The sequence below is a fragment of the Trinickia sp. genome (assembly GCF_051954495.1).
In the GTDB taxonomy this organism is placed as follows: Bacteria; Pseudomonadota; Gammaproteobacteria; order Burkholderiales; family Burkholderiaceae; genus Trinickia.
Genome location: NZ_JBQCHR010000148.1, coordinates 1 through 23386 on the forward strand (window position 1 = coordinate 1; position 23386 = coordinate 23386).

The 23386-nt window shown below is 63.5% G+C and carries 20 protein-coding genes and 1 tRNA gene; 15 read left to right on the forward strand and 6 right to left on the reverse strand.

Annotated elements, in window-relative coordinates:
* On the forward strand, positions 1 to 355 hold a 355-nt coding region (locus ACTHNR_RS19880; protein ID WP_440549377.1), incomplete at its 5' end, for a substrate-binding domain-containing protein.
* Between the two features lie 29 nt (positions 356 to 384).
* On the opposite strand, the gene ACTHNR_RS19885 is transcribed toward ACTHNR_RS19880, so the two are convergent.
* The 3 genes from ACTHNR_RS19885 to ACTHNR_RS19895 all read right to left on the reverse strand — a co-directional run bounded on the left by ACTHNR_RS19885 (position 385) and on the right by ACTHNR_RS19895 (position 3134).
* A complete protein-coding gene (locus ACTHNR_RS19885) occupies positions 385 to 1113 on the reverse strand; it encodes a site-2 protease family protein (protein ID WP_440549378.1) in 729 nt (242 codons plus the stop codon).
* Positions 1106 to 2200 carry a DUF2167 domain-containing protein gene (locus ACTHNR_RS19890; RefSeq protein ID WP_440549379.1) on the reverse strand — a complete coding sequence of 365 codons (1095 nt, stop codon included), beginning with the start codon at positions 2198 to 2200 and terminating at the stop codon, positions 1106 to 1108. The genes ACTHNR_RS19885 and ACTHNR_RS19890 overlap by 8 nt, the downstream gene beginning before the upstream one ends.
* Positions 2201 to 2390: 190 nt before the next feature.
* Complete coding sequence (locus tag ACTHNR_RS19895) at positions 2391 to 3134, reverse strand: TIGR00730 family Rossman fold protein (protein WP_440549380.1); 744 nt, start codon at positions 3132 to 3134, stop codon at positions 2391 to 2393.
* A gap of 1 nt (position 3135) precedes the next feature.
* On the opposite strand from ACTHNR_RS19895, the gene polA reads away from it, so the two are divergent.
* From polA to ACTHNR_RS19910, 3 genes are all read left to right on the forward strand, one after another.
* Positions 3136 to 5913, forward strand: coding sequence for a DNA polymerase I (gene polA, locus ACTHNR_RS19900; protein ID WP_440549381.1), 2778 nt, complete (start codon positions 3136 to 3138; stop codon positions 5911 to 5913).
* Positions 5914 to 6089: 176 nt separating this feature from the next.
* On the forward strand, positions 6090 to 7439 hold the full coding sequence (locus tag ACTHNR_RS19905) for an NAD(P)/FAD-dependent oxidoreductase (RefSeq protein ID WP_440549382.1): 1350 nt from the start codon (positions 6090 to 6092) through the stop codon (positions 7437 to 7439).
* Between the two features lie 150 nt (positions 7440 to 7589).
* On the forward strand, positions 7590 to 8141 hold the full coding sequence (locus ACTHNR_RS19910) for a hypothetical protein (RefSeq protein ID WP_440549383.1): 552 nt from the start codon (positions 7590 to 7592) through the stop codon (positions 8139 to 8141).
* Positions 8142 to 8229: 88 nt separating this feature from the next.
* Here ACTHNR_RS19910 and ACTHNR_RS19915 read toward each other — a convergent pair whose 3' ends face one another.
* Together ACTHNR_RS19915 and ACTHNR_RS19920 are read right to left on the reverse strand one after the other, a co-directional pair.
* On the reverse strand, positions 8230 to 9102 hold the full coding sequence (locus ACTHNR_RS19915) for a sulfurtransferase (protein ID WP_440549384.1): 873 nt from the start codon (positions 9100 to 9102) through the stop codon (positions 8230 to 8232).
* Between the two features lie 144 nt (positions 9103 to 9246).
* Positions 9247 to 10353 (reverse strand): aromatic ring-hydroxylating oxygenase subunit alpha, encoded by a 1107-nt coding sequence (locus tag ACTHNR_RS19920; RefSeq protein ID WP_440549385.1) that lies wholly within the window; start codon positions 10351 to 10353, stop codon positions 9247 to 9249.
* Between the two features lie 279 nt (positions 10354 to 10632).
* Between ACTHNR_RS19920 and ACTHNR_RS19925 the strand changes: the two genes are divergently transcribed.
* From ACTHNR_RS19925 to folE2, 4 genes are all read left to right on the forward strand, one after another.
* Complete coding sequence (locus tag ACTHNR_RS19925) at positions 10633 to 10935, forward strand: exodeoxyribonuclease VII small subunit (RefSeq protein WP_440549386.1); 303 nt, start codon at positions 10633 to 10635, stop codon at positions 10933 to 10935.
* The gene (locus tag ACTHNR_RS19930) at positions 10932 to 11816 is read left to right on the forward strand and encodes a polyprenyl synthetase family protein (RefSeq protein WP_440549387.1); all 885 of its coding nucleotides are present in this window, start codon (positions 10932 to 10934) and stop codon (positions 11814 to 11816) included. Before ACTHNR_RS19925 ends, ACTHNR_RS19930 begins: the two co-directional genes overlap by 4 nt.
* 85 nt (positions 11817 to 11901) lie before the next feature.
* The gene (gene dxs, locus ACTHNR_RS19935; protein ID WP_440549388.1) at positions 11902 to 13800 is read left to right on the forward strand and encodes a 1-deoxy-D-xylulose-5-phosphate synthase; all 1899 of its coding nucleotides are present in this window, start codon (positions 11902 to 11904) and stop codon (positions 13798 to 13800) included.
* A 101-nt stretch (positions 13801 to 13901) separates the two neighbouring features.
* On the forward strand, positions 13902 to 14723 hold the full coding sequence (folE2, locus tag ACTHNR_RS19940) for a GTP cyclohydrolase FolE2 (protein ID WP_440549389.1): 822 nt from the start codon (positions 13902 to 13904) through the stop codon (positions 14721 to 14723).
* Here the strand turns inward: folE2 and tsaD are convergent.
* Positions 14720 to 15748, reverse strand: a complete 1029-nt coding sequence (gene tsaD / locus ACTHNR_RS19945) for a tRNA (adenosine(37)-N6)-threonylcarbamoyltransferase complex transferase subunit TsaD (RefSeq protein WP_440549390.1) — start codon at positions 15746 to 15748, stop codon at positions 14720 to 14722. The two genes, folE2 and tsaD, sit on opposite strands and share 4 nt — an antisense overlap.
* A gap of 121 nt (positions 15749 to 15869) precedes the next feature.
* Here tsaD and ACTHNR_RS19950 point away from each other — a divergent pair, with 121 nt between their 5' ends.
* From ACTHNR_RS19950 to ACTHNR_RS19980, 7 genes are all read left to right on the forward strand, one after another.
* Complete coding sequence (locus ACTHNR_RS19950; protein WP_440549391.1) at positions 15870 to 17090, forward strand: NAD(P)/FAD-dependent oxidoreductase; 1221 nt, start codon at positions 15870 to 15872, stop codon at positions 17088 to 17090.
* A gap of 70 nt (positions 17091 to 17160) precedes the next feature.
* The gene (gene rpsU, locus ACTHNR_RS19955; protein WP_440549395.1) at positions 17161 to 17373 is read left to right on the forward strand and encodes a 30S ribosomal protein S21; all 213 of its coding nucleotides are present in this window, start codon (positions 17161 to 17163) and stop codon (positions 17371 to 17373) included.
* Positions 17374 to 17566: 193 nt separating this feature from the next.
* On the forward strand, positions 17567 to 18013 hold the full coding sequence (locus ACTHNR_RS19960) for a GatB/YqeY domain-containing protein (protein WP_440549392.1): 447 nt from the start codon (positions 17567 to 17569) through the stop codon (positions 18011 to 18013).
* A 99-nt stretch (positions 18014 to 18112) separates the two neighbouring features.
* Complete coding sequence (dnaG, locus tag ACTHNR_RS19965) at positions 18113 to 19993, forward strand: DNA primase (protein ID WP_440549393.1); 1881 nt, start codon at positions 18113 to 18115, stop codon at positions 19991 to 19993.
* A gap of 95 nt (positions 19994 to 20088) precedes the next feature.
* Positions 20089 to 22554: an RNA polymerase sigma factor RpoD gene (gene rpoD, locus ACTHNR_RS19970; protein WP_440549394.1), complete on the forward strand. Its 2466-nt coding sequence runs from the start codon at positions 20089 to 20091 to the stop codon at positions 22552 to 22554.
* Between the two features lie 298 nt (positions 22555 to 22852).
* Positions 22853 to 22940: transfer RNA gene (locus ACTHNR_RS19975), tRNA-Ile, on the forward strand.
* A gap of 172 nt (positions 22941 to 23112) precedes the next feature.
* The coding region (locus tag ACTHNR_RS19980) for an Arm DNA-binding domain-containing protein (protein ID WP_440549396.1) at positions 23113 to 23386 on the forward strand (274 nt) is incomplete at its 3' end.

Consider the following 23386-nt stretch of genomic DNA (forward strand, 5'->3'; position numbering starts at 1 on the left):
ATTGCTGAAGGCCCACCCGGATTTGACGGCGCTTTTCACGACGAACGATTTGCCCGCGCTCGGTGCGATGCAGGCGGCGGCCGATCTTGGTCTCGACGTGCCGCGCGACTTGTCGGTGGTCGGCATCACGGATATCCAACTCGCAAGCGAGTCGCGGCCCGCCTTGACGACGGTGGCGGTGCCCACCGTCGAGGCCGCGGAATTGGCGGTGCAGTTGCTGCTTGAATTGATCGAGGCGGAGGGAAGTGGCGCTACCGGCGCGACCGAGCGCGAGGTTTGGACTCGAGTGACGTCGTCGCCTTACCTCACAGTGCGTGCGTCGACGGGCCCTGTGCTCGAACGAGCGGCGCCATAGCGCACCTGACTAGTTCGCTTCTGACGCCTTCACCGCATGCTTGCGCGCGCCGAGCCCAGCATGTCGTGCACGCCGAACGTCATCAAGGCAAGAAAGGCCAACAGCGCCAGGTAATAGAAAGCGTAGGTGACTTTCACCGACGGCTCGATTCCGTAGTAGCGCAGATTCTCCGGGCTGGTCGGGTCGTACTTCCATGCCCGTTGAAGTTGCGGCAGCGCCAAAACAGCCATCACGATCAAGATCGGACTGGGGCGCACGAAAAACAAGCCGACCAGCACGGGCACGCCGGCGAACCATATCCGCGGCGAGAGAACCGCTGTGATGCGGCCGCCGTCGAACGGCGACAGCGGGATCATGTTGAACAGATTCAAAAAGAACCCCGCATACGATAAAGCCAGCAGCAATGGGCTATCGAAGTGACGCGCCAGAAAATAGCAGGCCAGCGCCGCCAGCGTACCCGCGAAGGGCCCGCCCAAGCCGACATAGGCTTCGGTTTCGGCGTCGTGCGGCATTTGCTTCATCTGAATCCACGCGCCGACGAACGGGATGAACGTGGGCGCGCCGACATCGAGGCCCCGTTTGCGCGCCGCGATATAGTGCCCGGCCTCGTGAACGAACAGCAAGATGACGAAGCCCGCGGCGAACCGCCACCCGTAGAACATGGCGTAGACCGCGATCGACAGCAGCATCGTGCCCGTCGTGGTCAGCACCTTGCCAAGCTTGAGGCCCTTGAGCAGCAGGAATAGGAGCTTAACCATGGGGTGACGGCGGCTGCGATGGATCGCTCGATGCAGATTGAGATTGCGGCGATGCGTGCGGCGGGGACTGCGGTTGAGAATGGGTATCGGTGGCTTCGGGCGAGGACGCGTGAGCGTGATCGGAGCCGGGCGCCGCGCTGTTCGGATCGTTGAAGGCCGAAGGCGGCACGAAATCGACACGCGGGGCCGATGACCCGGCCGTCTTCGGCTTTCGCTTGAAAAGCGCCTTTATTTTCGTGCTGAACGCGAGCAGTGCAATGAGGCCGATCTTGAAGAACTTCGCCGCGAACGCCGCGATGACCGCCAACAGGCCCAGCTTCTTGACGGCGACGCCGGCGATCAAAGCGGCAAGCCCATACTCGGCGATATGGTCGGTCGATGCGTTGAAATCGGCGTAGCGCTTGCCGTCGAGATAGCTGATGTCGGCCAGCAGCGCATTCGCCGTCGGCTTGTTGAGCGCAAGCGAGGAGAGCGAACTGGCCATGGTCAGCGACAGATAGCCGTTGCGTCCCAATGCGATCGTCCGATAGTTGACGTCGTCTTCGATAGCGGCGCCCTGGTCTTTGGCGCGTACGATGGCTGACCACACGAGGCGATGCGTATTCGCATCGTAGGCGGGCGCCTCGGCCCAACCCGTCACTTCGAGTTCGGGCAGGCCCTTCTCCTTGCGCGACGCGTTCGATTGTTCGGTGCCGTCGCGCAGATTCTTCAATATCTCGTCGGGCTTCCAATTGCGCGCGTCGTCGTCGCGGACATAGCCGGACTTCACGAAAGTCAGCACGGCGATCCACTGCTCGCCGTTGTTCTGCGGCACGATCAACCCGACGAGCGATTTTTCGTCGACCGAATTGCCCAGTGCGCGCAGGTAGCGAATGGCCGCCGGCGCCGGCACGAAGCCCGCGCTGGCGGGCAGCGCGAAACTCGCCTGGTCCAGAACGTCGATTTTATGAGGCCCTTTGACCAGCGCGGCGTTCGCTTCCTGAACGGCCGCTTTCAATTCATCTTTCGTCGCTTGCGTTTGCGCGAAGGACACCCCGGTGATCGCGGCTAGAAACAGCGCGACCGCGTATTTGATAAGCGCTCTCATGTTCGTTATCTGTTTTATATTGCACGGCTTTGTGTCGAGCTCGCGATTCGGAGCTCCCCCTGGCTAACGGCGCATCGTTTTTATTCTTTAGGCTGCTCCCATGGCGAGGCAATCCGAACGAGCAGGCGAGCATCGCGCTGGCGCGCGTTTTCGCCTTCCCGTCCGGCCGCTCCGTCTCACAGATAAAACGTCACAAATAAAACATCCGGTCTTCATCCGACTTGGCCGCATGCGGCTCGACTTCCCCACGATCTTCGTAGAATTTGAGCACGGCTTCGAGCACGTGGTCCGGATCGTCGATCACCTGCATGAGGTTGATGTCCTCCGGATTGATGAGCCCCATCGGCACGAGCGCAGTCTCGAACCAGTGCAGCAACCCTTTCCAGAACTCGCTGCCCACGAGGATGATCGGCACGTGCCGCGACTTCTTCGTTTGGATCAGCGTCAGCACTTCGGCCAATTCGTCCAGCGTGCCGAAGCCGCCCGGCATGACGATGACTGCGTCGGAATTCTTGACGAACGTGACCTTGCGCGTGAAGAAGTGACGGAAACGCAGCGAGATGTCTTGCCACTGGTTGCCCGACTGCTCGTGCGGCAGCTCGATGTTCAGCCCCACCGAGGGCGCCTTGCCGGCATGGGCGCCCTTGTTGGCGGCCTCCATGATGCCGGGGCCGCCGCCGGAAATGACGGCGAAGCCGGCGTCGGAGACTTTGCGCGCGATTTGCGTCGCGAGCTTGTAGTAGGGCGAGTTTGGTTTGAGGCGCGCCGACCCGTAGATGCTGACGGCCGGGCGAATCTCCGAGAGGTACTCGGTCGCCTCGATGAACTCTGCCATAATCGTAAACATCTGCCACGACGCGCGGGCCTTCTTGGCCGTTGCACGTTCTTGATCTGCGAGCGATCGCAGACTCGGAATCACTTTTCTCTTGTTCATAATGCCTGCAGAACGGAACCTGAAAGGTAAGACCCTCGTTTTGGTCGACGGATCAAGCTATCTGTATCGGGCCTACCATGCGATGCCTGACTTACGCGGCCCGGACGGCGAACCGACGGGCGCGATTTACGGCTTCATCAACATGTTGCGACGCATGCGCAAGGATGTCACGGCAGAGTATAGCGCGTGCGTCTTCGACGCAAAGGGCAAGACGTTCCGTGACGATTGGTACCCTGAATACAAGGCCCATCGTCCGTCCATGCCCGAGGATCTCGCCAAGCAGATCGAGCCGCTCCATTTCGCCGTGCGCGCGCTAGGCTGGCCGCTCCTGATGGTCGACGGCGTCGAGGCCGACGACGTCATCGGCACGCTTGCCGCCCAGGCCGAACGCGAAGGGATGCAGGTGGTCGTGTCCACGGGCGATAAGGATCTGGCCCAGCTCGTGAGCGATCACGTCAAGCTCGTCAACACGATGACGAACGAAACGCTCGACCGCGACGGCGTGATCGCCAAGTTCGGCGTGCCGCCCGAGCGTATCGTCGATTATCTTTCGCTGATCGGCGATACGGTCGACAACGTGCCCGGCGTCGAAAAATGCGGCCCGAAAACCGCCGTGAAGTGGCTCGCGCAATACGAAACGCTCGACGGCATCGTTGCCCACGCGGACGAGATCAAGGGCGTAGTCGGCGAGAACTTGCGCCGCGCGCTCGACTTCCTGCCGATGGCAAGAAAGCTCGTGACGGTGGAGCGGGCATGCGATTTGACCGAACACGTCGCGTCGATCGACGAGACGCTGCCGGCGCGCGACGAGTCGCCGCTGGAGCTGCGCGATTTATTCATGCGGCACGGCTTCAAGACTTGGCTGCGCGAAGTGGAAGCGTTGATCGAAGGCGCACAGGACGCCCAGGCCGCGGCGGGCCAAGCCGAGCCGACGGGCGTGCTGGCCGCCGAGCCCGCGCCGCTGATCGCCCCCGAGCGCTGCTACGAGACTGTGCAGACCTGGGAGCATTTCGATGCCTGGCTCGCGAAGATCGACAGCGCGCCGTTGACTTCCTTCGACACGGAAACCACTTCGCTCGACCCGATGGCGGCGCAAATCGTCGGTATCTCGCTCTCGGTCGGCGTCGGCTGCGCGGCTTATATTCCGCTTGCTCACCGCGGGCCCGATGCGCCCGTGCAGCTTCCGCGCGACGAAGTGCTGGCCAAGCTGAAGCCCTGGCTCGAAAGCGAGGGTAAGAAAAAGCTGGGCCAACACCTGAAGTACGACGAGCAGGTGCTTGCCAATCACGGAATCGAATTGAACGGGGTCGAGCACGACACCCTGCTCGAATCGTACGTGCTCGAATCTCATCGCACGCACGACATGGATAGCCTTGCGTCGCGTCATCTAGGCGTGAAGACGATCAAGTACGAAGAGGTCGCGGGCAAGGGGGCGCAGCAGATCGGTTTCGATGAAGTGCCGCTCGCGCAGGCGGCCGAGTACGCGGCCGAGGACGCCGATATCACGCTGCAATTGCACGAGGCGCTCTATCCCCAGGTTGAACGAGAGCCGGGCTTGCTGCACGTCTATCGCGACATCGAGCTGCCGACGGCGCGCGTGCTGCGCAAGATGGAGCGCAACGGCGTACTGATCGACAGCGAAAAGCTGCGTCGGCAGAGCAGCGAGATCGCCACGCGGCTGATCGAACTCGAAACGCAAGCCTACGCGCTGGCGGGCGGCGAGTTCAATCTCGGTTCGCCCAAGCAGATCGGGCAGATTTTCTTCGAACGGCTGCAATTGCCCGTCGTCAAGAAAACGCCGAGCGGCGCACCGTCGACCGATGAGGAAGTGCTCCAAAAGCTGGCCGAGGACTACCCGCTGCCGAAGTTGCTGCTCGAGCATCGCGGGCTGTCGAAGCTGAAGTCGACTTATACGGACAAGCTCCCGCGCATGGTCAATGCAAAGACCGGGCGCGTGCATACGAACTATGCGCAGGCCGTCGCGGTCACGGGCCGCCTTGCTTCGAACGATCCGAATCTGCAAAACATTCCCGTTCGAACGGCCGAAGGCCGTCGCATCCGCGAGGCCTTCATCGCGCCCGCAGGCAGCAAGATCATATCGGCCGACTACTCGCAGATCGAACTGCGGATCATGGCGCACATCTCCGGCGACGAGTCGCTGCTGCGGGCGTTCGCGCAAGGCGAGGACATTCACCGGGCGACGGCCGCCGAAGTGTTCGGCGTCACGCCGCTCGAAGTGTCGAACGATCAGCGGCGCATCGCCAAGGTCATCAATTTCGGCTTGATCTACGGCATGAGCTCGTTCGGGCTCGCGTCGAATCTCGGCATTACGCGCGATGCGGCCAAACTCTACATCGACCGGTATTTCGCGCGCTATCCGGGCGTGGCGCGCTACATGGACGACACGCGCTCGAGCGCGAAGGTCAAAGGCTACGTGGAAACGGTCTTCGGCCGCCGGCTATGGCTGCCGGAAATCAACGGCGGCAACGGCCCGCGCCGGCAAGCGGCCGAGCGGGCCGCCATCAACGCGCCGATGCAAGGCACGGCGGCCGATCTCATCAAGATGTCGATGATCGCGGTTCAGGCATGGCTCGAACAAGAGAACGCGAAGAGCCTCATGATCATGCAGGTGCACGATGAACTCGTGCTCGAGGTGCCCGACGACGAACTGGCGGTCGTTCGCGAAAAGCTGCCGCAATTGATGTGCGGCGTGGCGGCGCTGAAGGTGCCGCTCGTCGCGGAAGTCGGGGTCGGCGCCAATTGGGAGGAGGCGCATTGATGCGCCGTCGCCGCACGCATGGGCCCGCGCGTATGGCTTCGATAAGTGCTGAGGGGTTGTCGCGGGCGCGCCCCCGCGCCGACAATGGCTGAACTCGCGCGCTAGCCGAGCCACCGCGTGCATCGCAACGGCGGCCGCGACCGAACCGAATCATCAACGGCACAGGGAGTATCGGCATGCATCGTTTCATTGTCGGGGGAGGAGGGGCTGGAGGGCTCGAATTGGCGACCCGCCTCGGCGATCGCTACGTCGCGCGCAAAGGCGGCGGCGAGCCGCGGGCGCTCGTCACGCTAGTCGACCGCTATCCGACGCATATCTGGAAACCGTTGCTGCACGAAGTGGCGGCCGGCAGTCTCGATCCGTTCACGCAGGAACTCGAATACGCGGCGCAGGCGCGTTGGCATGGCTTCGAGTTTCAGCAGGGCGATCTGGAAGGCATCGATCGCGCGGCCAAGCGCATCACGATCGCACCCGTCATCGATTCGGACGGCGCGGAGCTGCTGCCGCAGCGCGAGCTGGAATACGACACCTTAGTTATCGCGATCGGCAGTACGACACACTTCTTCGGGGTGAACGGGGCGGCCGAGCATTCGATCGCGCTCGATACCGTGGCGCAGGCCGACCGGTTCAGAAAACGTCTCATCGCGGCGTGCATGCGGGCCGAGCATCAGCCGCACGAGGCCGTGGAGTCGGGCATGGATGCGTCCGCCGAAGCCGAGCCGCGTATCCAGGTGGCGATCGTCGGCGGCGGCGCGACGGGCGTCGAGCTTTCCGCCGAATTGCGCAATACCGCGCAGGTGCTCTCGGTCTATGGCCTGCACAAACTCGATCCGAAGCACGATATCGGCATCGTGTTGATCGAGGCCGGGCCGCGTATCCTGCCGGCGCTTCAGGAGCGCGTATCGAGCGCGACGGCGGAGCTGCTGCGCAAGCTCGGCGTGAAGCTGATGATCGGCGAAACGGTGGCCGAGGTCGCGCCCGGCGCCGTGCGCACGGCGAGCGGCAAGACCGTGCGCGCCGATCTGACCGTGTGGGCAGCCGGCATCAAGGCGCCGCCCGTGCTGGCCCGGCTTGGCGGGCTGACCGTCAACCGCTTGGGCCAGCTTTGCGTGCGCCGCACGTTGCAAACGGAACTCGACGACGATGTCTTCGCGCTCGGCGATTGCGCGGCTTGCCCCTGGCCGGGGCAGGAGCGCAACGTTCCGCCGCGCGCGCAAGCCGCGCATCAGCAAGCGAGTTTCCTGATGAGGGCGATGTCGAACCGGCTAGCCGGCAAGCCGTTGCCCGAATTCACGTACCGCGATTTCGGCTCGCTCGTATCGCTCGGTCACTTCAGCGCCGTGGGCAACCTGATGGGCGGCGTCATCGGCGGAAGCATGCTCGTCGAGGGGCTGTTCGCCCGCTTCATGTACATGTCGCTGTATCGGCTCCATATCGCGGCGCTGCACGGGTATCCGCGGATGATGCTCGACACGGTCGCGCATTGGCTGCGACGTACGACGTTGCCTCGCGTGAAGCTGCATTAGCTGCGATGTTGGGTGCGCAACCGTGCGCGTTGCGGCGGGCACCCTTCCTTTGGTCTGATTTTTAGCGCTATGGGGCATTCGGCAGGGCCAGGCGGAATAGGCTTGTCGCTTTCCATCACGCGTCAGGCGCTGGCCTGATTGACCGGTCCCATGAGCCATCCCCCTCTCGCCACTCACATGGTGTCGTTGCCCGACGGTAAAACGGGCAATAACGCGCTCGGCTACTGTCAAAGTATGTCGCGCAACCCCGATGTTTCGACGACGCTCGTTCCGGTCGGCCAAAGCTGGTCTCGATGGGCGTTGAAAGGAACGAAGGTGGTCGTGAAATGGCTGAAGCTGCCCGGTCAGCCCGAGTTTCTTCACGTCCTCGACGGCGAGACGTCGACGACGAGCCGTCTGCCGCGCCGCCTGCTTCAGCGGTCCGCTTCGGATGTCGTCACGATTCGAGCGCTGCTGTCCGTCCACCACCAACCGGGCATGTTGCTCGAGTACGGCGCGGCGTCGGCGTTCGCCGGCAACACGATTACCGTTACGCCATTGGGGCGATGGCTTGTGGATCTACCGATGGGACATGGGGTCGAGATACGCAACCTCAGCGCGCCGGCCAATCGAATCAAGAACGGCGAGTTCACGACACAGGCGCAGGTTAGCCGAAGCTCCTCGGCCGGTGTGCGTTTTCTGAAGGACACGCCGGGCGGCTAACAGGCGAACAGCCAAGGGCAAACGCCGACGGCCGCCCCCATCTCGCGACGTGGCCATATCGCCTATCGCATCGGAGCCGGCCCTGGCGTTACGGGTTCGGCCCCGTGGCGACCGGTCGGGCCGGGTCCGCGCACCACTCGCTCCAAGACCCGGCGTAGAGCGCGGCCCCATGCAATCCGGCGACTTCCATCGCGAGCGCGTTATGACAGGCCGTGACGCCGGAGCCGCACTGCAGCACCACGTGCTCGGGCGCCTTTTGCCCGATCACGGCGCCGAATTCGTCCCGTAGCGTGTGGGCCGATTTGAAGCGGCCGTCGGCCGTGAGGTTGTCCTTGAAGAAGCGGTTGAGCGCCCCGGGAATATGGCCGGCCACGGGGTCGATCGTTTCGTTTTCGCCGCGGTAGCGATCCGCTGAACGCGCATCGACGACGACTTGCTCGCCCGTCTTCAGGTTGTCGAGCAGATGTTGGGCATCGACGGTCACGGCGAGCGGTGCGCCCGCCTTGAAGTCGCCGCGCGCGGCGGCGGGCGGGGCGGCCGTCTCGAGCGTTTGCCCGGCGGCCTGCCATGCTTGCAGCCCGCCGTCGAGCACGGCCACGGAATCGTGGCCCAGCCAGCGCAGCAGCCACCAGAGTCGAGCGGCGTAGGCGCCGCCCTGTGCGTCGTAGGCGACGACTTGCTGATGCTGCTTCAAGCCGTGCTTGACGAGGGTGTCCACCAGCGCATCGCGCGTGGGCAGCGGGTGACGGCCGTTTTTGCCCGTCTTCGCTCCCGACAGGTCGCGATCCAGATGCAGGTAGTGGGCGCCCGGAATATGCCCTGCAGCATAGGCTTGTTCTCCCGCGCTCGGATTGGCGAGATCGAAGCCGCAGTCGAAGACGAGTACGCTGCCGGGGGCGCTCGACAAGCGCTCGGCCAGATTGTCGGCTGAAATCAGCGTGGTGTAGTGCGTGTGCGGCATGATGGGCTCCTCGTTGGCGAGCACGCTCGCGCGTGGACAGCGAATGATTATTTGCAGTCTAAACAAAAAGACGGGCAAGAGGCGTGTTCGCCGTCTTGCCCGTCTTCCGATTGGCGGCCCGCAGGCCGCCGCCGGTGAACGCCGTCAAATTTCGCCGAGTTCGCGCCGCAAGAACTCGTGAAAATGCTGCATACCATCCTCCATCGGGCTCTGATACGGCCCGACCTGCGATTCGCCGCGCTGGAGCAGCGCCAGGCGGCCCGCGTCCATGCGCTCGGCGATTTCGTCGTCCTCGCGAGCCGTCTCCATATAGGCCGCGCGCTCGGCTTCGACGAATTCCCGTTCGAATAGGGCGAATTCCTCGGGGTAGTAGAACTCGACGATGTTCGTGGTTTTGCGTGGCCCGCGCGGAATCAGCCACGAGACGACGAGCACATGCGGATACCACTCGATCATGAGCCCCGGGTAGTACACCATCCAGATCGCGCCATACTCGGGCGGCTCGCCGTCGCGTACGCGCAGCACCTGGTCGTGCCATTTGCGGTAGGTGGGGCTGCCCGCCTTGGCGAGGCCGTTATGAACGCCGACCGTCTGCACGCTGTACCATTCGCCGAATTCCCAGGTGAGATCGTCGCAATTGACGAAGCTGCCGAGGCCCGGATGGAACGGGACGACGTGGTAATCCTCGAGGTAGACCTCGATGAACGTCTTCCAGTTGTAGTTGCACTCGTGCACTTCGACGTGATCGAACATGTAGTCCGTGAAATCGAAGTGATGCTGGGTGCCGAGCTTCGCGAGATCCTTCGCCACGTCGCGGCCCTGCGCTTCGAACAGCAAGCCGTGCCAGTTGCGCAACGGTGTGGCGCCCAGGTTCAGGCACGGATTGTCGGCAAAGTGCGGCGCGCCGAGCAATTCGCCGTCGAGGTTGTAGGTCCAGCGATGCAGCGGGCAGACGATATTCTGGGCTTGGCCGCGCCCATTGAGCATGATCGCCTGGCGGTGACGGCAGACGTTCGACAGCAGCTCCACCTGCGAACGCGGGTTGCGCACGAGCACGCGCCCTTCGTTTTCGCTTGGCAGTGCGAAATAGTTCCCCACTTCGGGCACCATCAATTCATGCCCGACGTAGCGAGGACCCTGCTTGAAAAGAGTTTCGACTTCTCGCGCCAGAAGCGCTTCGTCGAAGTAAGCCGTGACCGGCAGCTGGCTCGAAATGGCCTTGAGCTGCAAAGCAGTGCTCAGATTGGACATTCCCACTCCCGAGAAAACGTGAAAGCAGCGAACAACCCAACCATCGAAGATTCGATTTAGGGAACCGGCGATTATACCCGCTAGACCGGCCTTAGGCCAACTAAGTCCATGATTTGGGGCAAAAAAGCCGAAGCAAGAAGCAATCCCTTGCCGGGTGGCGACGAGGCGAGTGTTGTTTTTTTGCCGTCCGTCGCGATACCCGTGGCGGGGGGCGGATGGGTCGGGTTAGGCGCTTTTGCCGTAGAATGTTCGACTTGTTTTTGAAAACACCCCTATCCGATGGCGAAGACAGCACCTGAAGGCGCGGCCGCGCCTGCTCCCGGCGGCGAACCGGAGGTCGCGGCGCTGCCCCAGAACTATGAAGCAGCGGTGGCCGAGTTGGAAGAGCTGGTTTCCCGCATGGAGAGCGGCGCCCTGAGCCTGGAGGAGTCGCTGGCCGCCTATCGGCGCGGTGCGGCCCTCGTGGCGTATTGCCAGCAGCAGCTGGAGAAGGTGGAGCAGCAGGTGCGCGTTCTCGATGGCGAGACGCTCAAGCCGCTGCCCGTCGGCACGACACCCGCGGACAGCGGAGACGATCTATGATTTTTGACGAATGGATGCGTGCGGTGCTCGCGCGCGTCGAAAAAGCGCTCGAACATTACTTGCCCGAGGCGTCCACGGAGCCCGCTCGGCTGCATGAGGCCATGCGCTATGCGGTGCTGGGCGGCGGCAAGCGCGTGCGGCCGCTGCTCGTGCATGCCGCGGGCGAGCTGACCGGCGCGCGCCCTGCGGCGCTCGAGGCGGCGTCGGCCGCGCTCGAAATGATCCATGTGTACTCGCTCGTGCACGACGACATGCCGTGCATGGACGACGACGCTTTGCGGCGCGGCAAGCCCACGGTGCACGTTCAGTACGACGAAGCCACCGCGCTGCTCGTGGGCGATGCCCTGCAGTCGCAGGCATTCGTCGTGCTGACCGATGAGGCTGCGCTCGACACGCGGGCGCAGGCTTCGCTCGTACGCGAGCTGGCGTTCGCAAGCGGCTCGCTCGGGATGGCCGGCGGGCAGGCCATCGATCTGGCGAGCGTGGGGCTCACGCTCACGCGGCCGCAACTCGAAACGATGCATCGCATGAAGACGGGCGCCTTGCTGCGCGCGTCGGTCCGGATGGGCGCGCTGGCGGGCGCCGCCCCCGATGCGCAGGCGCTGAAGGCGCTCGACGCCTATGCGGCCGCCGTGGGCCTGGCTTTTCAAGTGGTCGACGACATCTTGGACGTCACGACCGATTCCGCCACGCTCGGCAAGACGGCGGGCAAGGATGCGAAGGACGGCAAGCCGACCTACGTATCGATTATCGGGCTCGATGCCTCGCGTGCACTGGCGGCGCAACTGCGCCGCGACGCACACGATGCGCTCGCGCCCTTCGGCGAGCAATCGCGGCGTCTGGCCGAGCTTGCCGACCTGGTGGTGAACCGGGTGAGTTGAACGCGAAGCCCGCCACCGCGCGCCGTAGGCCTCGAGAAGCGCGAGAAAAAAGCGGGCGCGTAACTTTTCCTACAATGGAACGACGATGTACGACTTGTTGAAAACCATCGACGACCCGGCGGATTTGCGCCGCCTCGACCGCCGTCAATTGAAGCCGCTTGCCGACGAGCTGCGCGCATTCGTGCTGGACAGCGTGTCGCAAACGGGCGGGCATTTGTCGTCGAACCTCGGCACGGTCGAGCTGACGATCGCCTTGCATTACGTATTCGATACGCCGCACGATCGTATCGTTTGGGACGTCGGTCACCAAACCTATCCTCATAAGATTCTGACGGGCCGTCGGGACCGGATGCATACGCTGCGCCAGCGCGGCGGCATCTCGGGCTTTCCGCGCCGCCCCGAGTCGCAGTACGACACGTTCGGCACGGCGCATTCGAGCACCTCGATCTCAGCCGCGCTCGGCATGGCGATCGCGAGCAAGCTCGAAGGCATCGACCGCTTCTCCATCGCCGTGATCGGCGACGGCGCGATGACGGCCGGCATGGCTTTCGAAGCGATGAACAATGCGGGCGTCTGCGACGATGTGCCGCTGCTCGTGATTCTCAACGACAACGACATGTCGATCTCGCCGCCTGTCGGCGCGCTCAATCGGCATTTGGCACGCTTGATGTCGGGGCGTTTCTATGCGGCGGCTCGCGCCGGCGTCGAGCGCGTGCTGCGCGTCGCGCCGCCGGTGCTAGAACTCGCCCGCAAGCTGGAAGAGCATGCGAAGGGCATGGTCGTGCCTGCCACGCTGTTCGAGGAATTCGGTTTCAACTACATCGGCCCGATCGACGGTCACGATCTCGATTCGCTGATCCCGACGCTGCAAAACATCCGCGAACTGCGCGGCCCGCAGTTCCTGCACGTGGTCACGAAGAAGGGGCAGGGCTACAAGCTCGCGGAAGCCGATCCTGTGCTGTACCACGGTCCGGGCAAGTTCAATCCCGCTGAAGGCATCAAGCCGCCGGCGTCGCCCGCGAAGAAGACTTACACGCAGGTGTTCGGCGAATGGCTTTGCGACGCCGCCGAACTCGATTCGCGCGTCGTCGGCATCACGCCGGCCATGCGCGAAGGCTCGGGCATGGTGGAGTTCGAGAAGCGCTTCCCCGATCGCTATTTCGACGTGGGCATTGCCGAGCAGCACGCGGTGACGTTCGCGGGCGGCGTGGCGACCGAGGGCATGAAGCCGGTCGTGGCCATCTACTCGACGTTCTTGCAGCGCGCTTACGATCAGTTGATCCACGATGTGGCGTTGCAGAACTTGCCCGTGGTGTTCGCCATCGATCGCGCGGGCTTGGTCGGCGCGGACGGCGCGACGCATGCGGGCGCGTACGACATGGCGTTCCTGCGTTGCATCCCGAATATGACGGTGATGGCGCCCGCCGATGAAAACGAGTGCCGCCAGATGCTGTACACGGCGCTGCAGCAGCCGAACCCGACGGCCGTGCGGTATCCGCGCGGTGCGGGCACGGGTGTGGCCACCGTCAAGCAGATGACGGCGCTGCCCGTTGGCCGCGGCGAGATTCGCCGCCAGTCGACGGCGCCCAAGGGCAGCCGCATCGCGATCCTGGCGTTCGGCACGATGGTCGCGCCGGCGCTGGCCGCTGCCGAGGGGCTCGACGCGACGGTCGCCAATATGCGGTTCGTGAAGCCGATCGACGCCGAACTCGTGCGTGAGCTTGCACAAACTCACGATGCGATCGTCACGGTGGAAGAGGGCTGCATCATGGGCGGCGCCGGGTCGGCGTGCGTGGAATCCCTCCTTGCCGATGGGGTTGTTCGCCCCGTACTACAATTGGGCCTCCCCGACAGCTTCATCGATCATGGCGATCCGGCCAAGCTGTTGGCGGAGTGCGGTCTCGATGCCGCGGGTATCGAAAAGTCGATTCGCGCGCGCTTTCTCGAGCCGACGGCCAAGCTGGCGGCGCAGCGCGTCGCCTAATCCAGGGCCGGTCGCGTAGGCGGCCGCCCATATTTCTTGGATGTGTGCATGGGCCCTCGGGGCCCATGTTTCATTGTTGGCGTGATTAGGACAAGACAAAGATGAACCAGATGAATCCCGCCTTCGTGATGCCTGACGTGCAAAGTACGGTCGACACGCGGCAGATTCCGATTCAACGCGTCGGCGTGAAAGGGGTGCGCCATCCTTTGACGGTGCGTACGCCGAACGGCGAAGTGCAACCCACGGTGGGAACCTGGAACCTCGACGTGCATTTGCCCGCGCATCAAAAGGGCACTCATATGTCGCGCTTCGTCGCGCTGCTCGAGGAAAACAAGGCGCCGCTGGAAGCGGCGACGTTCCGCAAGCTGCTCGGCGCCATGCTCGAGAAACTCGAGGCCACGGGCGGCCGCATCGAGGTGACCTTCCCGTACTTCGTGTCGAAGACGGCGCCCGTATCGGGGGTGTCGAGCTTGCTCGACTACGAGGTGACGCTGGCGGGACAGTCGCGCGGCGGTGAAGTGCGCACGTTCATGCGTGTGCTCGTGCCGGTCACGAGCCTGTGCCCGTGCTCGAAGGAGATCTCGCAATACGGCGCGCACAATCAGCGCTCGCACGTGACGATCGAGGTGGAGCTGTCGGGCGACCTGCCGGTGGAAGCGTTGATTCGCATGGCCGAGGAAGAAGCCTCGTGCGAACTATGGGGATTGCTCAAGCGCCCCGACGAGAAGTTCGTGACGGAGCGCGCCTACGAGAATCCCAAGTTCGTCGAAGACCTCGTACGCGACGTAGCGCAGCGTCTCAATCGGGACGATCGCATCGTGTCGTATGTGCTCGAGGCGGAAAACTTCGAATCGATTCACAACCACAGTGCGTATGCCGTGATCGAGCACGACAAGCGCAATGCGGTTACTGCGCTTCGCTAATCCCGCGCGAGCGACGATAGATCCCAGCGCGGCTTGACGGTGAACGCGTAATCCTTGTTCGCCTGTTCGGGCCAGCGCTGCAATCGCAGCGCGCCGGCCAGCGCGATCATCGCGCCGTTGTCCGTGCATAGCGAAAGATCGGGGTAGTGCACGTCGAAGCCGCGCTTCTTGGCGGCCGCCGACAGCGCATCGCGCAATTGCCGGTTCGCGCCCACACCACCTGCCACCACGAGCCGCTTGAGGCGTGTCTTCTTGAGCGCCGCGAGCGATTTCGCGACGAGCACCTCCACCGCGGCATCGACGAAGCCGCGCGCAAGGTCCGCCTTCGATTGCTCGCAGACGTTCGCGCCAAGCTGCTTCGTTTGCGTGAGCACAGCCGTCTTCAATCCGCTGAAGCTGAAATCGAGATCGCCCGAATGGAGCATCGGCCGTGGCAGCGTGACGGCGCCGGGTGTGCCGTATTCAGCCAGCCGCGATACTTCCGGTCCGCCCGGATAGCCTAGGCCGAGCAGCTTGGCCGTTTTGTCGAACGCCTCGCCGGCCGCGTCGTCGAGCGTTTCGCCGAGCGTTTCGTAGATGCCGACATCGGTCACGCGCATGAGCTGCGTGTGGCCGCCCGAGACGAGCAGGGCGACGAACGGAAACGGCGGCGGTTCGTCGACAAGCAGCGGTGAAAGCAGGTGGCCTTCGAGATGGTGAATGCCGATCGTGGGCTTGTCCCACGCCATCGCCAGCGCATTCGCGATGCTGGCGCCGACGAGCAGTGCGCCCGCGAGCCCCGGGCCCTGCGTGAACGCGATCGCGTCGATGTCGGTGCGTGCAGCGCCGGAGCGTTCGAGCACGTTCTCGAGCAGCGGCAGCGCCCGGCGGATATGGTCGCGCGAGGCAAGCTCGGGCACGACCCCGCCGTATTCGCGATGCATGGCGATCTGCGAATGGAGCGCGTGGGCGAGCAGCCCTCGCTCGGTGTCGTAGAGCGCGAGCCCTGTTTCGTCGCACGAGCTTTCGATACCGAGAACGAGCATGATGGCGTGGAGGCGGGTGAGCGCAGCTTGCGGGGAACTGCCGCCGCAAAAAGGGCGCGTGAGAAACACAAAAGTATAGCAGTGCGCCGTCCGGCGCTCCCGCCCAGGTAGAATGCGCGCCATGGAATCCTTCGATATCGCCGTCATCGGCGCGGGGGCCGCGGGGATGATGTGCGCGGCCGTTGCCGGGCAGCGCGGCGGCCGCGTTGCGCTGATCGATCACGCGCCGCGGCTGGCGGAGAAAATCCGCATATCCGGCGGCGGCCGGTGCAACTTCACGAATCTTCAGGCCGGTCCCGCCAACTACCTTTCGGCCAATCCGCACTTTTGCCGTTCGGCGCTCGCGCGCTATACGCCTCACGATTTTCTCGCGTTGCTCAATGCCCACCGTATCGCGTGGCACGAGAAGCATCGCGGCCAGCTCTTTTGCGACCATTCGAGCGAATCGATCATCGACATGCTGAAGGCCGAGTGCGATAAGGGACGCGTCGCCTGGCGGCGTCCCGTCGCCGTTCAGGCCGTTCGGCGCGGCGAATCCGGCCACTTCCTGCTCGATACGAATGCGGGTGAAATCGCGGCGCGCGCGCTCGTGATCGCGACGGGCGGCCTGTCGATCCCGAAGATCGGCGCGACCGATTTCGCGTATCGGATCGCCAAGCAGTTCGGGCACAAGCTGATCGATATGCGCCCGGCGCTCGTCCCGTTGACGTTTTCATCCGATGATTGGGCGCCGTTTTCGGAGTTGGCCGGCGTCTCGTTGGAAGTCGAGGTGGCGACGGGTGCGAAACGCGCGCGCGGCGCCTTTGTCGAGGACCTCTTGTTCACGCACCGAGGGTTGTCCGGCCCGGGCGTGCTTCAAATTTCGAGCTATTGGCAAAGCGGCGATCCGATCGAGATCGACTTGCTGCCCGGCCGCGACGCGTGCGCCGAACTGCTGGAAGCCAAATCGAGCGGCACCAAGCGGCAGATCGGCAACCTCCTGGCGCAATGGCTGCCGGCTCGCCTGGCGCACGCTTGGCTGGCCGCGCACGAGGTGTCGCCCGACGCGCGTTTGGCCGATTTGTCTGATAAAACGCTGCGCCGTTTGGGCGAGGCGTTTTCGCGTTGGACCTTGACGCCGTCGGGAACCGAGGGCTACCGCAAGGCGGAGGTCACGAAGGGCGGCGTCGATACGCGCGAGCTGTCGTCCGCCACGATGATGAGCGCCCGCACGCCCGGCCTGTATTTCATCGGCGAGGCCGTCGACGTGACCGGCTGGCTCGGCGGCTACAACTTTCAATGGGCCTGGGCTTCGGGCGTTGCAGCGGGACAAGCCGCGGTCGAATTCGTACGGAGCACTTGACAACTTTCGTGTAATTGTGCAGAAGCTCTGCTATACTCCCCGACCTTTGGGAAATTTTCGTTTTGGAAACATGACGATCATCCGCTTAAAAGAAAACGAGCCCTTCGAAGTCGCGATGCGCCGCTTCAAGCGCACGATCGAGAAGAACGGTCTCTTGACCGAGCTTCGCGCGCGCGAGTTCTTCGAAAAGCCGACGGCAGAGCGCAAGCGCAAGAAGGCTGCTGCCGTGAAGCGCCATTTCAAGCGCTTGCGCAGCCAGATGTTGCCCAAGAAATTCTATTGATTGATTTCGCGGCGGCATCGGCCCCATGGCCATCCCGAGTCGGCCGTCCGATTCGGTTGCTAGGCTGGGCCGGTGTCAAGCTCGCGAAAGCGCGGAGCGCGCAAAACCCGCTTGAGGAAGCATCCCAAGCGGGTTTTTGCGCTCGATGCCTATAGTTTCGTTTTCCAATTCGTTTCATGCATTCGGGTGAAAGATGAGTCTGAAAGATCGCATTAACGAGGACATGAAGGCCGCCATGCGTGCGCGCGAAACCGGCCGGCTGGCCGCGATTCGCTTGGTGCTGGCGGCGATCAAGCAACGTGAAGTGGACGAGCGCGTCACGCTCGACGATACAGCCATCACCGCGGTCATCGACAAGATGATCAAGCAACGAAAGGATTCGATCAGCCAGTTCGAAGCGGCCGGGCGCAACGATCTCGTCGAACAGGAAAGCGCCGAGATCGCCGTTCTCGCCGCCTACATGCCGGCGCAGCTGTCGGACGCCGAGATCGCCGAGCAAGTGCAGGCGACCGTGGCCGAGGTGGGCGCCGCGGGGCCGCAGGACATGGGCAAGGTCATGGGCGTGCTGAAGGGCAAGCTTGCGGGCCGAGCCGATATGACGGCCGTGTCGGCGCTGGTGAAGGCGGCGCTCAGCAAGTAATCGGGTGCGCCAAGTCCACGGGCGGCCCATGCGCGCCCCACGCCGTAGGTCAGGCGGTGCGCATGAAGGCTGCCCAGGCTTGCTCCCGCGTCATCGCTCGTGATTCCGCACGCCTTTCTTCAGGATCTGCTGGACCGCGTCGACATCGTCGACGTGGTGGGCAAGTACGTCCAGCTCAAGAAGGGCGGCGCGAACTTCATGGGTTTGTGCCCGTTCCACAACGAGAAGAGCCCGTCGTTCACCGTGAGTCCCACGAAGCAGTTCTATCACTGCTTCGGCTGCGGCGCGCATGGGACGGCCATCGGGTTCTTGATGGAACATGCCGGCTTGTCGTTTCCGGAGGCCGTGGGCGAGCTCGCGCAATCGGTTGGCTTGACGGTGCCGCAAGAGCCGTCGCCCGCGCGCGGCGGCCAGGGCGGCGGCGCCGGAGGTTCCGAGCGATACGCGCCGGCCGACGGCAAAGCCGCCGCCGCGCTGTCCGATCTCATGCAGACCGCGTGCGACTACTACCGCAAGGCGTTGCGCGGTGCGCCGCAGGCCATTCAATACCTGAAGAAGCGCGGGCTGACCGGCGAGATCGCCGCGCGGTTCGGGCTGGGCTTCGCGCCCGACGGCTGGCAGAACCTCGAGGCGGTGTTTCCCGATTACCGCAGCGACGCGCTGGTCGAGGCGGGCCTCGTCATCGTCAGCGATAAGACGGACGCGCAAGGCCAGGCGCGCCGGTACGACCGGTTCCGCGAACGGATCATGTTCCCGATCCGCAACGTCAAAGGCGTGGTGATCGGCTTCGGCGGGCGCGTGCTCGACGGCGGCGAGCCGAAGTATTTGAATTCGCCGGAAACGCCTCTATTTAGCAAAGGCAGCGAGCTGTACGGCCTGTTCGAAGCGCGCTTGGCGATACGCGAGGCCCGCTTCGTACTGGTCGTGGAAGGCTATATGGATGTGGTGGCGCTGGCGCAGCTCGGTTTCCCGAATGCCGTTGCGACCCTGGGCACGGCGTGTACGCCCATCCACGTGCAAAAGCTCCTGCGACAGACCGATACGGTCATCTTCAGCTTCGACGGCGATGCGGCGGGGCGGCGCGCCGCGCGCCGCGCGCTCGATGCGTGCCTGCCGCATGCCGCCGATAACCGAACGATCCGGTTCCTGTTTTTGCCGGCCGAACACGATCCGGACAGCTTCGTGCGGGAGTTCGGAAAGGAAGCGTTCTCGCAGCAAATCGAGCAGGCGCTGCCCCTGTCCCAGTTCATGTTGAACGAGGTGCTGGCGGGCAAGGAACTCGATACGCCGGAGGGCCGCGCGCGCGCGCTGTTCGACGCGAAGCCGTTGCTGCAGGCGCTGCCGGCCAATGCGCTGCGTGCACAGATCATGCACATGTTCGCGGACCGGCTAGGCATTCCATTCGAGGAAGTCGCCGCGCTCTCGAGCGTCGACACGCGCATCGCGGCGGCCGCGCGGCCCGCGCCGGCGCGCAAGGATCGGCGCCGGGTCACGGGCATCGAGGAACGCGCGTTGCGCAATTTGGTGATGTATCCGCGCATCGTGTCGGTGTTGGACGAGGCGAGCGAAGAGAGCCTCGTCAACCAGAGCCATCACGGCGAGTTGTTCGCCGAAGCGGCCACGCACGCGCGGGCATTGGGCGGCGCGGCCGAATTCAGGCACCTCTCGGACCTGCTCCGAAATGGGGCCAATGCAGCGACTTTCGAAGAAATTTTCCGCGAAATTCTGGTCTATGATGAAAATGTGCGCGATTTGCTGATGCAAGACGCGCAAGACGCCGCGGCGGCCGAGCAGCAGCAGGAGCGCGAGCGCATCGCCGCCGAGGAATTTCTGGCGGCCATTCTGAAGATCCGCTATGACGCATGTTGCGAGCGGCTCGAACGCCTTTCGCGGCAGTCCAAACTTACGCCGGACGAGATCGAACAATTCGCCGATCTGAACCGGCAGCGCGCCGAGATGAAGCGGCAGCTTGGGCTTTGAAAGGGGGACTGCGCCGTGTGTGCTATAATAAAAGGTTTTCAGCGGTTTAGTTTGTCTTTTCGAAGCAGATACGCTGCGGCAGAGGCGAGATAGCGATGGCAAAGACTACGGGCGAGAAGGCGGCTGCAAAGAGTGCGAAGGTGGTGAGCAAGGGCAAGGCCCAGGACTCGAACCCGCGCTCGGCAGAGCCGGTACGCAAGGTCGTTGCTCGATCGGCTGACGCTTCCGTCGCCAAAAAGACATCGGCTGCCAGTGCGGCGCAGCGAGTCGGCAAGACGCCGGCGAGTGCGGCGTCCGCGCGAACTTCGGCGGCAGCCGCCACGAGACCCACGGCGGCGAAGACGTCCGCCAAGCCGGAGACCAGAGCCGCCGCCGCGAGGCGTGCCGGTTCGACAAGCGCAGGGGGCGCGGCTGCCACGCCGGACGATTCGGCAGTGCGCGATTCCCAAGTATCCACGGTGCAACCGGCTGAAGTCCAGCAGCCGCGAGTCGAGACTATAGCCGGTACGGCGAACTCCATGACGAAAAAGCTGAACGAAGTATCCGTCGATGACGACGCAACCCAGGGCGAAGAGCAGCAAGCCGCAGCTCCGGGCAAAGGCGAAAAGGCCAAGGCGCGCGATCGCCGCGCGAAGGAAAAGGCGCTGCTGAAGGACGCGTTCGCGTCGAGTCAGCCGGGTACGGCGGAGGAGCTCGAAGAGCGCCGCTCGAAGCTGCGCGCGCTGATCAAGCTCGGCAAAGAGCGCGGCTTTTTGACCTACGCGGAAATCAACGACCATCTGCCCGACAACTTCGCCGAGACCGAAGCGATCGAAGGCATCATCAGCACGTTCAACGACATGGGCGTGGCGGTCTACGAGCAGGCGCCCGATGCCGAAACGCTGCTCTTGAACGACAACGCGCCCGCCGCTTCGTCGGACGACGAAGTGGAAGAGGAAGCCGAAGTCGCGCTGTCGACGGTCGATTCCGAGTTCGGTCGCACGACCGATCCGGTTCGTATGTACATGCGCGAGATGGGCACGGTCGAGCTGCTCACGCGTGAAGGCGAAATCGAGATCGCCAAGCGTATCGAAGACGGCTTGAAGCACATGGTGATGGCCATCTCGGCGTGTCCGACGACGATCGCCGACATCCTCGCCATGGCCGAGCGCGTGGCGAACGACGAAATCCGCATCGACGAGCTCGTCGATGGCCTCATCGATCCGAACGCGGAAGACGCGGACGGGTTCTCCGCTCAAGAAGCCGAAGCGATCGAGAACGAGACCGAGGAAGAAGAGGAAGAGGAAGAAGAGGAAGAAGAGGACGACGACGGCACCGCGCAGGCCACGGCCAACGCGGCGCAGCTCGAAGCCCTCAAGCGCGTGTCGCTCGAAAAGTTCGCGCTCATCAGCGAGTGGTTCGACAAGATGCGCCGCGCGTTCGAGAAGGAGGGCTACAAGTCGAAGTCCTACCTGAAGGCGCAAGAGACGATTCAGAACGAACTGATGTCGATCCGCTTCACGGCGCGTACGGTTGAGCGTCTGTGCGACACGTTGCGTGCGCAGGTGGACGAAGTGCGTCAGGTCGAGCGCCAGATTCTGCACATCGTCGTGGACAAATGCGGCATGCCGCGCGCCGAGTTCATCACGCGCTTCCCGAGCAACGAAACCGATCTCGAGTGGGCCGAGAAGATCGTGGCGGAAAGCCATGCATACAGCGCGATCTTGTCGCGCAACATTCCGGCTATCCGCGAGCAGCAGCAGCGGTTGCTCGACCTGCAGGCGCGCGTGGTGCTGCCGCTGAAGGACTTGAAGGAAACGAACCGTCAGATGGCGGCCGGCGAACTGAAGGCGCGTCAAGCCAAGCGCGAGATGACCGAGGCGAACTTGCGTCTCGTGATTTCGATCGCGAAGAAGTATACGAACCGCGGCTTGCAGTTCTTGGATCTGATTCAGGAAGGCAACATCGGCTTGATGAAGGCGGTGGACAAGTTCGAATACCGTCGCGGCTACAAGTTCTCGACGTACGCCACGTGGTGGATCCGACAGGCCATTACGCGTTCGATCGCCGACCAGGCGCGCACGATCCGGATTCCGGTTCACATGATCGAAACGATCAACAAGATGAACCGTATTTCGCGGCAGATTCTGCAGGAGACGGGTCTCGAGCCCGATCCGGCCACGCTCGCGGAAAAGATGGAGATGCCCGAGGACAAGATCCGCAAGATCATGAAGATCGCGAAGGAGCCGATCTCCATGGAAACGCCGATCGGCGACGACGACGACTCGCATCTGGGCGATTTCATCGAAGATACGAACACGGTGGCGCCGGCCGATGCCGCATTGCATGCGAGCATGCGCGATGTCGTGAAGGACGTGCTCGATTCGTTGACGCCGCGCGAAGCGAAGGTGCTGCGCATGCGTTTCGGTATCGAAATGAGCACGGACCACACGCTCGAGGAAGTCGGCAAGCAGTTCGACGTGACGCGTGAGCGGATCCGTCAGATCGAAGCGAAGGCGCTGCGCAAGCTGCGTCACCCGAGCCGCTCGGACAAGCTGAAGTCGTTCCTCGAAGGGAACTGATTGTCGGTGGTTGGCTTGATGCGGTAACGAAGGGCCCGGCTTGTAACGCCGGGCCTTTTTTGTAGGGGCGTGTCGTCGGGGCGTGGGCGGATCAGCGCGTTGTTTCGTGGTGCTGGACGGTCGGCCTCGCTGCTGTTTCGTCGCCCCGCTACCAAATTCGCGATAGTTTGGTTTTTCGATTTGCAGACGAACGCATTAGCCGATAGACTCGCAATCTTTCCGCGATACCATCGATCGCGGATTTCAATAACCGCCGCTAGCTAAGCACGCTTCACGCTTGGCAAACGCGGCGCGAGACGGGCCGGACGCCGTGCTGGTTGCAGGCAGCGGACTCATAATCCGCCTCCGAAAGGACACCGTGGGTTCGACTCCCACCCGGCCCACCAAAGAATCTCCCAACGATTCCCAAAGTCACCAAAAAACTACGCTGCGACAAGGGCTTGGTGATTCCATCTTACCAAGTTTCCCCAACGTTTACCATTGACACCCAAAAAATTTGGGGGCATCGTTGGTGGCATCTCTTCGCTTTTTGGGGCATCGACATGCCCCCTCCCGCTGATGCCCCTTACCGACGTTGCAGTTCGAGCCGCCAAGCCTCGCGAGAAGGCGTACAAGCTGACCGATGGACAGGGTATGTACCTCGAGGTCATGCCGACGGGAGCCAAGTATTGGCGCCTCAAATACCGAATCGACGGAAAGGAAAAGCGCGCTGCATTGGGAGTCTATCCTACCGTGTCGATTGCAGAAGCGCGCAAGGCTCGCGACTCGATCAAAGAGGCTGTCCGCGCTGGGCTCGACCCGACGCACGAGAAGCGACGGCAAAAGCTCGAGC